We start from the raw sequence: 15023 nt of genomic DNA, 5'->3' as shown, positions 1-15023 counted from the left end.
GTATTAAAAAAGGGGTATTTTCTGTTTATAACATACCATAATTTATCAATGAAATGAAATGAATATCCTCAGCAAAGATGGCAATGTAATGTTCAGTTGATTAATTATTTAGTCCATTTTACTGGACAATGTTAACCTCTTGACCGTTCCACACTACCTTGACTTCAATGGCTTCTTCAAAGGCTCGAACGGGTATGTACGTGCGCCCATCGATTATTTTTCCCCCTAACATGCGGATTCCATTGACTGCCGCTTCCTTGCCGTCCCAGCCAACCCGGGCCCCCAATTGCTCGCTGATGGCACGCAGCGGGGCATAGGTAATGCTTCCTTCCAGAAATCCCTCGCAGAACGGTTGATTGTTAACGCGGATGGGGATTGCCTTGCGCTCTTGTGTGCATTCCTGTTGTGACTGTTCGGAAAAGCAAGACGACAAATAGCATCCCGGATCGGTATGGCGGCCGAAGCCAAAGCTCGGAGAAGCTGTACTGCGCACTTCATAGTGCAGATGCGAGCCCGTGGAGAGCCCCGTCGTTCCTTGCGTGCCAAGCTCCTGGCCTGCTTGAATAATCTGCCCGGCTGCGACGCTGATACTATCCAAATGCGCATAGCATTGCAAATATCCATTGGAATCTTTAACGGCGACGACATTGCCGAAGCCGCCAAAGCCGCTTCCTGCAGCTCCCATGCCGGCATGAACGACTTCGCCGCCTGTAAAAGCGTGTATGGGCGCCTGATGGGATTTGACTAAATCGACTCCGGTATGACAAACTTTCTTGCCGTTGAATGGGTCATTGCGCCAGCCATATGGACTGGTGACACGGGTAAAACCGTATTTTTTCCAATCAAATGTATTCATCTATAATCCTCCACATTCAAAATATAAGAAGCCGCCCCAAGGGGACGGCTTCAGCTTTCATCTATTCGCTACAGAATGTAGTAATACGCTCTTGCGACTCCATTTACGTTGATTTGGCCATGCAGGTCGGCTGCATTTTTCTTCCGAATTCTTGCGATTGCATCCAGATCATTCTCACCTGACACTCTTGGGTACAAGCAAGCCGGCAGATCCGGATTGCTTATGGATAGGTGAGCAGGCGAATCGGCAATCTGCCGGATGTTTATGGTCGCTCCCAACTGAGCAATCTGTTTTGTATCAATGAACGACTCCATATACTGATGATGCTTCACATAAAGCGCCGAATTCAGGGAGTGCCCATATTTCACATCCAGAGCAGATGCAAGGACAGGCTTAGAAACATGGACCAACGATTCTTGGTCCGTGTAATGCGGAATCTCAATTTGCCCTGCAATATCTTCTTCTTTATATGCCCTAACGGTGATCCTTCCGTCCAAGTCGGGTCGATTGACAACCAAAAACGCTTCGCGATCTTCGTTTTTTTCTTTTTGTACCGTCAGCGAGGCATCTAGATATTGGGATGCTCTTGTGTATTTCGAAACTTCGAGACGCGAATGCAGATCCGGAACCGATATATGGATATGGCCGGGGCGACTCGAACGTTTGAGCTTGGCTACCGTCAGCATGCTTGAGAGACTGATGTTCGGATCGACGGTTAGTACGGCATGCTTTTCCGGAGTGTTGACCTGAACGATTGCATCCCGATCTTCTGCGCCGTAATCGGGAACGCTGATGCTGCCATACAAGACAGCTTCTTGTCTTATGCCAACGGTCATGCTGGTCCGCAGGTTCGCTCGACTGACGGCAATGGTTCCCGTTCTATCGATAGAAACAGGCACTTCTGGCCGGTGAACGTATAAAGTAGCCTGTTTGAAATCCTCGCCCTGGTCGCTATGCACGGTGAGCGAAGCCGAACGTTCTGCATTGCCAACGCCATAGATGAACATTGTCGCTTCAGTCGCGCTTCTGCCGACGCTGTAAATCAGATTTGATATATATTTTACTTCTAAACGCGGCGGCTTGCTTGATTCCCGGGTATAGAAATATACGGGGTAATCGTTCGCTGATTGGATTAGCAGCCCTTCATTCACCAAGCTGCCGGCCTGCCATCGCTTCATGATATCCAGCACGTCGAATTCAATGCAGCGCTTGTGGCGATCGATTGTATATTCTGTTGACAGGAGCTCGGCGGAGCGGGGTTTATTGGCATGCGTAACTCCAAGCTCTTCCCAGAATCGATGCGGCTGGTGCAGCTCAATATTGGTGCCGTCCGGCACTGTCCCGGTATAATATAGCTTCAATTTCGCCTTTTCTAACAGATGCAAATCAGGCATTAAGCCGTGCAGTCGGCCAAACTTCACAAATGAATCAAATACCTCACCGTTATTCGCGCCTATCATCATTTGCTGCGTATCGCCGAAATTAACCGTCTGCAGGTCGGTACGGCTGCGGGTCGCTGCGTCTTCAAGCGCAGGGAACCCTGTTTCAATCCGCGGAGCCTCCAGCAATTCGAATTTGCCGAACATTTGATTGTGCGGTCTCACTTCGAGCGAAGCCGGCAAGTATTCGGCTGCTATTGCTTGGATGCAGGAAGGCAAATCTCCGTTGCTGCGATATATGACCTCCAAGCTGGCGGACAAATCATGCTCTCGCTCGAGTTTTACCGATAGGCTTGCATTAAGGTCTTCCCGAGCTCGGGTGGCAACCACCAAGGTCGATTCCACATCATCGCTGCCTGAACCATAGAGATAAAACTGGCCCCTCAGCCGGTTTGCCGCATTTTTAACATTGTACTCATTCAATTTTATTCACATCCGCTCTCATTGTATTGAGATTATACCCGATCCGCTTTTGCGCGAATTTCAAATTGACCGTTCACCGTTGGCTCTGCTTCTATTACCGTAGCGATGCGGACGTAAAATTCAACCGTATCATCCTGCTGAAAAATCTGGCTGTACAGCAGCTTATCCTGGGCGATAAACGGCTTATTGGAGCGTGACAATTCGATGGTAACGCCTTGGGGCAGAGATTCCTCGATCGATTCCAACGTAAGATTGGTGATCTCATATCCCAACTGGTTTTTGACCACCACTTTCTGATCCACGGTCGTTTGGCCTGCGATGATAATTCCGAAGTCCAAGTACTTCAATATCCCGCCGAACGTGTCCGAGTAATAGTTGCCGGTCTCGTCCATAAACATCAAGCCGGAATAGGTGCCGATAAACGTCGTTTCCCATCGATCGGGCTGACCCCAGTAATCTTGAAACTCGACCGTCAGTTTATTTTCCTGATTGAACAGAATCTCTCTTTCGGAAATGTAGAGGTTGATATCCACGGGGGAAGAAGCCAGACGCGTAAACTCGCCATTATCAGGATCATATGGCTTGCCATTCAACAGCACCCGATATTGAACTTTTCCTTTGTCTGGGTCATCCAGCTTGCCAGTCAGCTTGTTTCCGGTTAGTTGGAGCTGGATTGCCGCTGTCGTATTGAGCAAATGGAAAGTCATGTCTTCCAATTTGACATCGTCAAGAGCCGATTTCACCACGAACTGCGAATGATCAAGCTTTACTTCTTCTTCGCGGTGTATGCTGTCGTCCAAGAAATAGCCGATGCGAATTTGCTTGCCTTTATTCGAGAGGTGATTTTCTTTGATGTGGGCAAGAGATTTGAAGCTCATTCCTTGTTCACGTATATTCTCCATATCGGCAGCGTTCACTGTTTTCCATTTTCCATTTCTGAAAGCTTCCCACACAGCGCCTTTATCGAACGACACGATAAACTTGCAGGTGCCGTCATAGACTTGTGTAGGGAGTTTATTGGCAACGATGGAGAGCAGGCTGCCGTGCAAGTCAAAATCGGATGGCTGCACGATAAGCTGTTCAAAAGGCAAGGCCGTCATGTCGATACGTAAGGGGATGTCCATGTATGTTTCGGTAAAAGGCTTGGCTTTGTTGCCCTCTGGAACGTATGTAACGATCTCGATCGTGGGGGAGAGTTGGGCCAGCTCATGCCATGCTTCCGATGGAATGATGGATAGATCGGTCATTCCGTGTTCTTCGAAGAGTTGTGGTGTTACAGGGGAAGCTATTTCGTTCCAACCAGAGCTTCTATATGTTCGGTATTCGCTACCATTCAATTCAATTAAACTTTTATTAAAAACTAAATTTTCAACGTACCACTCATTAAATACGATATAATTAGCCGTTGGCGTAATTTTATATTGCCCTTTTTCTAAATTAGGAAACAATAAAAACCAATCGTAATGATTAGTTGTGTTATATAATCCTACTTCAATATAGGAAGTCCCATCCCATTTTTGCAGTCTTATTTGTTTGCCTGAACTTCCTCCACTATCTGAGTAATATCCTCCAACTGCCCATAAATTGCATTTCCTTGGAACCTGAAATTCTATAAATGACTGGTTGGTAGTAGACATGCATACGACACCGTATTGTCCTTGCATACTTGTAATTCCATCAAATAGCTTAGATTCATCATTGATTGCAATATGGCTATTACTAATTTTTATTTGCAACGAATCTCCTAAGTCCGGGATATTAGGCTTTGCTGTTTCTGCCATATAATCAGCTCCTTTGCATTGTATTGCAAACAAAAGAGACAGCCTGTAGTGACTGCCTCACTTCATATTCACAATTCCTTTTGATAAATCTACTTTTGTGCTGTATAAATCGCCATCGTCAATCTTTTCTTTAAAGATGGGCTTTCGTTCCTCTTGACCTTCCGTTTCTTCTTCCATTGTCCATGTCACTACTTCAAAATCACCATCAAGTTCATCCCATGGGGAATAGTTATGATTGATCTCTAATTCAGCTTCAGTCTCATCTGGATCATCGGTGTAATATAGAACATCGAAGCTATCGCCAATTTCATCATAAAACGTAAATGGTTCAGTTTCTAATGTGATACTGGATTCTTCTTGTGCAAGGTTTTCAGTATATTCAATGATTTTGATTATTTGCTCGTCAAACTCTTCAGCAAGAGTAAATGGTTCGGTTTCGATGTTGAATGATGTTTCTGTTTTATTAGAATCATCTGTATAGTAACAGAGTTCAATTTCGCCTTTTAGCTCTGCCCATGCTGATTCAGGTATTAGCTTTAAGTTTTCTAATTCAATACCATTCTTTTGATAGTCAGCTTCACTAGGAACATTATTCGAGAATAAAACCCATCCATCTCTATATGTTTTATAGCCATCAGTATCTTTTGCAAACAATCTTTCTGTGGTGATATTAAGAACTAACGAATATTCTTTTCCATCACCATTTGTATTATTTTCTCCTACTTTTTGATAAGTGTTATTATCTAGGGATACAAGCACCTCATATGGTTTTCCATAAGTAGTATTTGTCCAATTCGATAACTCCAATTGAAACTTTTGATTATCGCTATTAATTTTTAATATGTAGTAACCTTTGCTTGAGCCTTCATAGTATGGAGGACTGCCCCATGTTGTTGAAAATAGTTGATCTATATTTTCAAGTCTCCGATTCATGTTATGCTCGACAATATTTGACGAATCCAGAGGAAGATACTCCTCTGTTACATAATCTTTTAGTTTAATTATACCTGCAATACCAATATCACCTGTATTTTTTGCAATAATCTTGATATAGAAAATACTCAAAGATCATCACTCCTTTCTAGATAAAACTATTATTCAATTGATACTTTTTTGATTGGAACATTTGCTGCATCAACTTTTTGTTTGAATACTTTTCCTTCTCCTAAAGATCTTGGTTCTCTTGAAACATATATTCTATTTGTTATTTTTCCATTTAGATCAACAGGGACACCTTTCCATTGACCATATTTAGAAAATATATCAACATCATATTGTTTATTTTGAAGAATAATCAGTTCTGTGTCTGAAACGGTACACACATAATTATTAGATTCAATCAAAAAACGATCACTTACTTCTTCTCCATATACCTCAACCTCGCTAATTGTAAGGTAAGTAGAATGCGCACTTTTATAAACGATTATTCTTATCATCGGTGTATATATTGTTGTAGTCGTTTTTATTTCTATAAAATCTTTATACCAGTTGTTACTAATAGCATAGATTGATTCCCAATTACTGCTCGCAGGTGATTCATCTATTGATGCTGTACTACTCTTCGAAACTTGAACCTCAAAATCAGAGGCTGTAGTATTTCCACTCCAATCAGAGACACCAAATGCAACCCTAATTTTATTTAATTTTATGGCAGAACCATTTGGTTTTAACATAAAAATTACTGGTGAATTTGGTGTGGGACTATAGAATCCTACTTGTTTACCAGAAGTAAGCATTCCATCTCCCTCAATAGCTTTATAAAGATTGCTTTCAGCTTCTCCAGAAAATGTTCCTGCTGCACTTGGAATTAATTTTGGAGCAATATTTTTATAATTCTCCCCACTTTCAGACACAGACATTTTACTCACAATCGTATTTACTCTATTTACTTTAAATTTCTTCAAATCGATCTCATGCTCAAATGTTTTGCCTTCGTTTAGTTTGCTTTCTCTATTAGAGATTAATCGCGCCCGATCATAATCACTTTTAAGAGTTTGTTGAGTTATTTTGTTCATTCCATACTCCGTGAAGTACTTTTCATTTATTGATGGAATGTGTGTTTCTGTATTCGAACCGTGATACATCTTTAATTCATTGATACCTGTATATCCTGTATATCCATTGTTGGCAGTCCAATTCAAACGATACATTTTATAAGATTTCGGATTGCTGATGTAGTAATCTTTATCTGTGTTTGTAGCAGTCCAAGTTTGATTTTTCTGTGTATCCAATACATACCACTTATCTCCATCAAAGCTTCCTTCAAAAGTCCAGTCTTTTGGCATTGTATTAAGGACAGCAGATGAATTCATGCTACGTACTGCGTACTTAAAAACAGGAATGTACTGAGCAAATTCGTATGCAAGGAAACCAACTCCAGCACTACCATTTTTGGAGCAATATCCATCATTATCGTCGATTTGATTAAATGCTTTCCACGCATCATAAGGAGCAGAATAGATATCTTTTGCAAATGCTCGTCCAGATGGTGTTGAATTTGATGTCATTCTAGGAATTACTGTTGCCGCATCAATATTGTTCTCAAATGAGAGATGTTTTCCACTGTAAGATTGGATTAATAACTTACTATCCCAATGCCTTTGACTACCGTCAAAAGAAGAAAATCCTTGGGGTATAGGATGTACAAAGGAGGTATCTCCGAAATTAGCTATTACTGTGCTTTCTGTTGTTGCTGATTGTGGAGCAGAAACCGCAGGATAAACCTCCTCCATAGACTTGATGTTAGTATGAGATACGCCTTGGCTAACTCCATTTTTCCAAAATTCAAGTGTTCCACTATCCAAGTTAAGAAGGACACTTATTACATCTCCAACAACAAAATTTTTCCCATAAGAAACATTCTCAGGCAACTTTTTTCCGTTTTCCCAATAAAATCGTACATTTTGTGTTGAACTATTGCTAGAGTTTAAATTAGCATCTTTGTTAACTATTCCTATAAGCAACCAATTATATACACTAATAGTTATTTCCCAATACCACTTCCCTGTACTTCTTCCAATTGTTGCTCTAACAGTATTGTTAAAATTGGGAACTTTTGCTGTTAAGTTGCCATTGCTAAGAACCACAGCACTACCCTTATTAACCGCATCCCAAGTAACATTTATATTATCCACTTTCCTCACCATCCCAACTAAATAAAATCGTTATTCAATACAAAAAGAAGTAGAACCAGTTCAGTCCTACTTCACATTAATACTGTTAATATCAAAGTATTTCTTATAATCAACCTTTGCTTTAAACACTTTTCCATCACCTAATTCAGAGGATGTCATAGGAAGAGTAGCAATTTGTTCTTTTCTATCCAGAGTAGATAAATCTCTAATACCATCATTCATAAAAGTGTCTTTTGAAGGTAAAGTTGTTGGAATTGTTTTCCACCCATTGTTGTACGTTTTATAGTTGTTGTCATGGAAAATTAGAGATGCAGTCGTTGGAATTGGCATCATTACACCTCCACTCGTAATGAATCTATCTTTTTCAACTTGCTATGCGGAATCTTCCTCCGCAAAATCACACCCTCATCTTGCCACGATTCATCTTTCGCATATTTATAACGGTAATGCTTCTTTAACTCAAGAACGCCGTTGTCCGAATTTACGAATTCGTTGGAATATTTCCCTGCATCCGTGAACTCATCTACGGTAAAGGTCGCATCTACAAGCGGAGGAATAATCTCGACCTTTACTTTGGCGTATTTGGCGGCAGGGGAGTGTATGCTGCCATCGGTATCGTCGATTTCTTCGTACTCCGTCCATGTCGTGCCATCCTCCGAGGATTTGGTGTAGATTTTATAGGTTGCTTCACCATTCACCTCAATGCTTTTAGCTATTCGCTTAAAGGAAGTGATTTTGTCTTGAATAAGAATAAGCTGCGATTCCCAAGAGCCATAGGGGGCATAGACGATATTGCCTTTTTCGTCTTGTTTGAGTTCAGCCAATTGCAGCTTTCCATTTTTGACGATTGTGTTGTTGAACGTTCCGGTTTCGAACTTGATCGGTAAGCCTATCTCTTGTGTAGCCATTGCCATGTCACCTCGCTATCTAATTTCCCAATACATCATGCCTGCATGCTGCGCTTTGAGTGGGGCATGAATTTCATCCACAATTAATCCGTTACGTCGAATAATCAGTTTTCCATCGAGATCTTTGTCAGAAGTCATTTTGATGGCCAGGAAAGAAGCTTCGTTGTAGGGGATAGACAACAGGCACTGGAAGTTAATGTTCACATCCAGCAGCGCCATGTTTTTTTTGTAGCCTACATTATATTGCACGATTTTATCGCTAAAGCGTCCCTGCTTGGCGCCAGCCAACAGTAGATTCGCATCGGATACAGCATCTTTGTAGGTGATGATGTCGTTATAGAGAAAAGCTCTTCCGGTCAGGGGATACTCATGCTCCTTCGTCCGGTAAGATACCATGAGCCGATGGTCATTCAGCGTGAAGACACCGTTGCCAACATCGAAGAATACTTGTGAGCCGTGGCCGATTAAGCCGAATCTTATTAATTTTTGTTTATCTATGTGATAAAAGCTGTTCGCTTTTTTAGTCTCAAAGTCATATTCGGACAAATAGGCGCCGTCATAATATTCCGCAATCCAGATAAAGCTCTGATGAGGAACCGGCGAACGATTGCAGCGGTTGTGAAAAATCATAGTGAACCTCCCATTGTATTGTGAGCATGAACAAAGGCGAGACTGCGGGCAGCCTCGCCTTGAAAGGAAGCGTTCGTTACACGTAGCGGTACGACACGCGGATTTTGAAGTCTTGTCTTCCGCTAGAAGCATCCATTGGCACTTCTGCCTGGAGCGTGACGGTCACATAGTTGCCTGCCGCATCCAGCGGATTGCCGTTATTATTAACGCCGAGTATTTCCTGCGCGGCCGGAGTCAGCGGTGTCGTCAGTTCTTTGCCGGAATGGTCTTTGGTCGTGCTTCCAGTCGTGCCAAGCGGCTTCGAGCGCGTTTTGCCGATAAGAGAAGAGGGATCTGCAATATCGGTTTCATCCAAAGTATCTACTTGCGCGTGAAACCAGTTGTTATTGACAACTTGGGTTTCCAGACCGCCGCCTATTTCACGCGTCGTGATGGTGCAATCCTCCATTTTTGACACGTCTTTGTCACCATTTTTATTGTTCCAAATATTAAAGGTAACAGGCGGGCTGCTATCTCCGGCATCGATCACACCGAAGTCAAAGGGGGCGGTTATCTCTGCCGAATGCGTGCTGTTAAGCCAAGAAATAATAGGTTGTGTCATATGAATTCCTCTTTCCATTTTTTATTTTTATAAATAATTCGTATATCAATTAGGACATTGCTTACATAGATTATTCGCTGCCGGAATGAGCGGTTGTATGCTCTGTGTTCCCCCACACGAGTTCCTTGGCGCTTCCGCCGAACGAATCGATGGTATGCGGGGCAGAGGAGTCGTGATGTTCGAGCACAAGCACGTTCATGTGCTTGTCCATATGGACTCCGCCCAGCTTGGCGGCGACTGGCGCGTCTGCTCTTTCCAATGCTCCATTCAAGGGAGCGATCAGATTGGAAGTGAAGTACTCTTTTTTGGTCACATAGGTGCCATCAGGAATCGTGACTTCATATTCCATGGCATCCACTTTGAAGGATAGACGGTTATTGGTTTTGTCGATGACGATGGGCTGTGCTTGAAGCGGTGCCGATCCCCATACTTGCGTGCCTTGCTTGCTCATTTTTTCCCTCCTTATTGCCGATTGGCGTCCCCAGATTAGATGCGCACGACCATTTCGACCGTCACATTTTGAATGTTCCCGCCTTGCTTGACTACGTTCAGCCGGAACATATCGCCCGCATTGACGCTGCTGCTGCTTACTGCCGACGTCCGGTCATCCACAAACTGATGCGGCTTAAAATGGAGATTGTGCGACAGAATGCTGCTCCAATGAACGAGATCGGCTGTTTTCTCGATTTGGATTTCCGTGTCGGAATCGCCGGGAACGCCGCAAATCGCCTCGACAGACACAATCTCGCCTTGGAAAGGGAACTTGGCGATGACGCTTTGCACGCCTTGAAACAGGTAGGAAGGCAAGCAAAATACGATGACGCGGTCTTTGACATCCAGCGGAATGCTTTTCAGCTTCACATGTTCGGCGATTGACATCAGCCCATCCGCATGCTCGCTTACGGCTTGAATGTTTTGGCCGAACATATCGATCGGAATCCAACTCTTGCCGTCAAAGCGGTATCGCATGCCGTCTTTATAGGTTTGAACCGTCCAGCCAACTTGAGGATATGGGTATGTATCCAAGAGCTCCTTCATATCCGCCACCGGCGGCTTAAATACGAGCGTCGTCGTGTTATAGGCATGCAAGGCCTTCTCTGTAGCCAGCTTCGCGTCATCAGCAGCCTGATTCGCATTGTCGGACGCCAGGTTGGCCGCATGTGTGGCGGTCTCAGCGTTCACAATGACTTGCTTCAAGTCGGCAATCGCCGTGTTGGTCTCCTGCAAGCGGCGCAGCATCTCGTCGATGATATCCTGAAGGGTCTGCACGACGTCGGGGCTGCGGCTGACCATGGCATAGATGCGTGAAGCGGGGTAGAGAATGAGCCCTTTCCCTTTATACTTGCACAGCAAGGTTGTCCCTTCGTGGGCAGGATGGAATTGCACGATACCGTTGGAGTAGTTGACGAGGAACTCGTCAGGCGCGAGTGTGCTTCGATTCGTGAACCGCTCTTGGTCGATTTCGGTGAAGCCCTCAATCATGACCTTGTGCCCGTGTGACGGGATCTCCAGCAAAGTCATTTGGTTGTTGATGATGGGCAGGGAGTCCATCCGGTCTTTGTAAGGATCGTCCGGGGTGCCGCTGCGCCATATCGTCGTGACGGGATCATTCAGTTCCAAGCATGTTTTTATCTCTGGCATATTATCACCTCCTTCATCTGATGATCTTTGTTTCCTGCAAATAAAAGTTGCGAATGTTCACGCATTGAAATAAAGAAAACCTCCTCATGAACTGCCTATCATGACAGTGCTGTTCCCTCCATTTATTTTAGTGGTAGTTCCAAGGCATGTTGTTACTGTGGAGCCTTGCACAGCTATCAATTTTCCATTCATATAGACATTGGCAGCATTGCCGCCTGTAATTTCTCCTTGCCCGCTGCCAGAAGTTCCGGGAGTGACATGTCTATATTCCGTATAGCTTGAATTAGAAGGGACAGAAGGGGAGGCCACCCAAGTTTCATTGACGGCATCCCCAACGGTACAAATCGGTGTTCCATTCACAACCACGGAACCGGAAGACGAGCTTATGGTTCCCGTAATCAATGCTCCCGTACTTCCAGAGCTGCTATAATACCATCCGCCTCGCGGGTCGTCTTCATATCGATAGATATCATAAGTAACATGTCCAGATTTAGTCGATTGATCGGTACGATGTCCGTGAAGAGCAATTGCAGCCATATTATATTTTCACCTCCTGCAGTCGGTATTTTTTCAAAATGAAAAGCCACTCCAGTGAAGGGTGGCTTAAACAAGCTTTACATTCGATTGAGATGCTTTTCAGTTACAACATCCTGAATCTTAAAGAACGGTAGAAAGTAGAGTTTTTATCGGCATAATCAATTGCTTGTTTTCCTTCCGAATCTTTAATCATAACATCAGCATTTAATTCATCACGCAATTCGCCAAAGTAAAAGCTATTTTTATGAATAACGGATAGAAATAACGGGGTTTGCCCATTGTTGTCTGGTATATTGACATTCAAGTCATTGCGTATAATTGCTTTATATACTTCATAGTTATCTTCAAGCACGACATAATGCATCAGGGTCATACCGGTGTCAGCATCTTGCGCATTTACATCCAAAGTTGCATTGTTTAAAGCTTCCTTGAGCTTGGCTGCATCCAGTTTGCCGTCAGTAGAATAGGTTTCTTTCAAATTTTTCACCATCTGATTTTCTTTTTTATGGATATTTTCTTTTGCTTTCGAGTCATTGGTTTGAGCAGAGGTGTTTTGGCTAATGCCTTCCTTAAGCGTAACCGTTGAACGGGTGATAGACTGTACAGAATAACCCAAAGCATTTGCGGTATCTCTAACGGGAAGATATAGTTTGCCATTCACATGAACTGGAGGATTGGATAATTTCGCTTCCGTGTCATTGACAACAAGCTTCACATTCGATTGAGTTGCTTTTAAGTATGTAGTCGCTCCCACAACAGTTCCGGCAGATAAGGCAACACCTATAAAAATGCCCGTTATTAATATCGTTATTTTTTTCATTGAAACGTTGACCTCCAATATATAGTAAATAGTTCTATTGTACTATATATCGGAAAATGAGCATCGCTTTTTAAATGAAGTTAGAGGCGAACCTAGATTACTACACTTCATAAAATAAAGACGACCTCCTTGAATTGAGGAGGTCGTGTCTTCTATTACATCATCTCAGCTCTTAAAGAACGGTAGAAAGTAGAGCTTTTATCAGCATAATCAATTGCTTGCTTTCCTTCCGAATCTTTAATCATAAAATCAGCATTTAAGTCATCACGCAATTCGCCAAAGAAAAAGTGATTTTTATGAATAACGGATAAAAATATCGGTGTTTGCCCATTGTTGTCTGGTATATTGACATTCAATTCATTGCGTCTAATTGCCTTATATGCTTCGTAGTTATCTTCAAGCACGACATAATGCATCAGGGTAATACCGGTGTCAGCATCTTGCGCATTTACATCCAAAGTTCCATCGTTTAAAGCTTCCTTGAGCTTGGCTGCATCCAGTTTGCCGTCAGTAGAATAGGTTTCTTTTAAATTTTTCATTTTTACCGTTTGGATTGTCGTTTTCGTTTTGTCATTTTTGGCCTTGTTCTTTTGCTCTTTTTCTGTGTTCACTTTTGTTTTCTCTTTCAGCGTAATTTCAGAAGAAGTAACAGACTGTACAGAATAGCCGAGAGCGCTAGCCGTGTCGCGAAGAGGGAGATAGGTTTTCCCGTTCACATTTAAAGGAGAATCGCTTAGTTTTGCTTGATTCTCGCCAACTACAACTTTAATATTCATTGGCGTCGCTTTATAAAACGTTGCTGCGCCTACGGCTGTGCCCGCAGTTAAAATTGCCCCAACGAGTAGTCCCAACAAAAAGGCAGGGGTTTTGGTTACGAACTTTTTCACTTTCACATACCTCCGATTTTTTAGCGTAATACCATATATCGGCAAAGATAAATGATAACTTTAGTTTACATCACTCTAGCTGTTTTTCATCCGTTTTTGCGTGATTTGATGACTCTCACGTATTGAAATTAAAAAGCCACTCCATTGAAGAGTGACTTAAATGACTTCATATCTTAATATAAATGATATTTCGGAATGATAAATACCAAATTATTTATTCATATACAAATACAAACGATAATAATCACTTGTCTCCTTTTCAGTGTAGTCGATAGCTTGTTTACCTGATACGTCCTTTATTGAAGCATCGGCCTTTAATTCCTCCAACAGTTCTCCTCTGAAAAAAGAGTTTTCTTTTATTGTGGTTAAATGTAATGCCGTTTGTTTGTCTCTGTTTTGAATATTGGGATCAAGATCATTGCGCTTAAACTCTTTATATGCGCCATAATTACTCTCCAAAATAGCTAGCATTAAGAGAGTATTTCCTGTGTCAGTATCTTGAGCATTCACATCAAGCGAGCCGTTTTCTAAAGCTGCTTTAATCTTGGCTCCGTCCAGTTTGCCGTCAGTAGAATAAGTTTCTTTCAAGTTTTTCACCATCTGATTTTCCTTTTTCTCGCTATTCGTTTTTACTTTCGAGTCATTGGTTTGAGCAGAGGTGTTTTGGCTAATGCCTTCCTTAAGCGTAACCGTTGAACGGGTGACAGACTGCACAGAATAACCCAAGGCATTTGCAGTATCTCTAACGGGAAGATACAGTTTCCCATTCACATGAACTGGAGGATTGGATAATTTCGCTTCCGTCTCGTTCACAACAAGCTTTACATTCGATTGAGTTGCTTTTAAGTATGTAGTCGCTCCCACAACAGTTCCGGCAGATAATGCAACACCTATAAAAATGCCCGTAATTAATATCGTTATTTTTTTCATTGAAACGTGACCTCCAATATATTGGGAATAGTTCTATTGTACTATATATCGGAAAATGAGCATCGTTTTTTAAATGAAGTTAGAGGGTGACCTAGGATAACTACACTTGATAAATAAATACGACCTCCTTTTATTGAGGAGGTCGTGTCTTCAATTACAACATCTTAAATCTTAAAGAAAGGTAGAAAGTAGAGGTTTTATCGGCATAATCAATTGCTTGTTTTCCTTCCGAATCTTTAATCATAACATCAGAATTTAATTCATCACGCAATTCACCAAAGTAAAAGCTATTTTCATGAATAACGGATAAAAATAACGGTGTTTGCCCATTGTTGTCTGGTATATCGACATTCAAGTTATTGCGTTTAATTGCCTTGTACGCTTCATAGTTATTTTCAAGCACAACATAATGCATCAGGGTCATGCCGGTGTCAGC

Annotated in this window: 15 protein-coding genes and 1 pseudogene; all 16 read right to left on the bottom strand. The window is 42.4% G+C overall.

Going from position 1 to position 15023, the window contains the following annotated elements:
* Positions 1–118 precede the first annotated feature (118 nt).
* Entirely contained in the window at positions 119–856 is a 738-nt protein-coding gene (locus JSQ80_RS00080) for a peptidoglycan DD-metalloendopeptidase family protein (RefSeq protein ID WP_206093888.1), read from the bottom strand.
* Positions 857–924: 68 nt separating this feature from the next.
* Positions 925–2718 carry a DNRLRE domain-containing protein gene (locus tag JSQ80_RS00075; protein ID WP_206093887.1) on the bottom strand — a complete coding sequence of 598 codons (1794 nt, stop codon included), beginning with the start codon at positions 2716–2718 and terminating at the stop codon, positions 925–927.
* A gap of 32 nt (positions 2719–2750) precedes the next feature.
* The gene (locus JSQ80_RS00070) at positions 2751–4499 is read right to left on the bottom strand and encodes a hypothetical protein (RefSeq protein ID WP_206093886.1); all 1749 of its coding nucleotides are present in this window, start codon (positions 4497–4499) and stop codon (positions 2751–2753) included.
* Between the two features lie 57 nt (positions 4500–4556).
* Entirely contained in the window at positions 4557–5564 is a 1008-nt protein-coding gene (locus JSQ80_RS00065; protein WP_206093885.1) for a hypothetical protein, read from the bottom strand.
* A gap of 29 nt (positions 5565–5593) precedes the next feature.
* Positions 5594–7633 (bottom strand): SPRY domain-containing protein, encoded by a 2040-nt coding sequence (locus tag JSQ80_RS00060; RefSeq protein ID WP_206093884.1) that lies wholly within the window; start codon positions 7631–7633, stop codon positions 5594–5596.
* A gap of 66 nt (positions 7634–7699) precedes the next feature.
* Positions 7700–7966: a hypothetical protein gene (locus tag JSQ80_RS00055; RefSeq protein WP_206093883.1), complete on the bottom strand. Its 267-nt coding sequence runs from the start codon at positions 7964–7966 to the stop codon at positions 7700–7702.
* Entirely contained in the window at positions 7966–8541 is a 576-nt protein-coding gene (locus JSQ80_RS00050; RefSeq protein WP_206093882.1) for a hypothetical protein, read from the bottom strand. Before JSQ80_RS00050 ends, JSQ80_RS00055 begins: the two co-directional genes overlap by 1 nt.
* Positions 8542–8556: 15 nt before the next feature.
* Positions 8557–9171, bottom strand: coding sequence for a hypothetical protein (locus JSQ80_RS00045; protein WP_206093881.1), 615 nt, complete (start codon positions 9169–9171; stop codon positions 8557–8559).
* A 76-nt stretch (positions 9172–9247) separates the two neighbouring features.
* Positions 9248–9772, bottom strand: a complete 525-nt coding sequence (locus JSQ80_RS00040; protein WP_206093880.1) for a hypothetical protein — start codon at positions 9770–9772, stop codon at positions 9248–9250.
* Between the two features lie 70 nt (positions 9773–9842).
* Positions 9843–10223 carry a hypothetical protein gene (locus JSQ80_RS00035; protein WP_206093879.1) on the bottom strand — a complete coding sequence of 127 codons (381 nt, stop codon included), beginning with the start codon at positions 10221–10223 and terminating at the stop codon, positions 9843–9845.
* A gap of 35 nt (positions 10224–10258) precedes the next feature.
* Positions 10259–11413 (bottom strand): methyl-accepting chemotaxis domain-containing protein, encoded by a 1155-nt coding sequence (locus JSQ80_RS00030; RefSeq protein ID WP_206093878.1) that lies wholly within the window; start codon positions 11411–11413, stop codon positions 10259–10261.
* Between the two features lie 84 nt (positions 11414–11497).
* Positions 11498–11950, bottom strand: coding sequence for a hypothetical protein (locus JSQ80_RS00025; RefSeq protein WP_206093877.1), 453 nt, complete (start codon positions 11948–11950; stop codon positions 11498–11500).
* Between the two features lie 103 nt (positions 11951–12053).
* Positions 12054–12770: a stalk domain-containing protein gene (locus JSQ80_RS00020; RefSeq protein ID WP_206093876.1), complete on the bottom strand. Its 717-nt coding sequence runs from the start codon at positions 12768–12770 to the stop codon at positions 12054–12056.
* Between the two features lie 155 nt (positions 12771–12925).
* Entirely contained in the window at positions 12926–13657 is a 732-nt protein-coding gene (locus JSQ80_RS00015; protein WP_336245691.1) for a stalk domain-containing protein, read from the bottom strand.
* Between the two features lie 210 nt (positions 13658–13867).
* On the bottom strand, positions 13868–14587 hold the full coding sequence (locus JSQ80_RS00010) for a stalk domain-containing protein (RefSeq protein WP_206093875.1): 720 nt from the start codon (positions 14585–14587) through the stop codon (positions 13868–13870).
* A gap of 154 nt (positions 14588–14741) precedes the next feature.
* Positions 14742–15023 (bottom strand): annotated as a pseudogene (locus tag JSQ80_RS00005) (stalk domain-containing protein); the annotation flags it as partial.

Origin of the sequence: Paenibacillus apiarius, assembly GCF_017052585.1 — a bacterium.
Classification (GTDB): domain Bacteria; phylum Bacillota; class Bacilli; order Paenibacillales; family Paenibacillaceae; genus Paenibacillus_B; species Paenibacillus_B apiarius.
The sequence above is the reverse complement of the archived record's forward strand: the minus strand, read 5'-3'. Positions and strand labels throughout refer to the sequence as shown.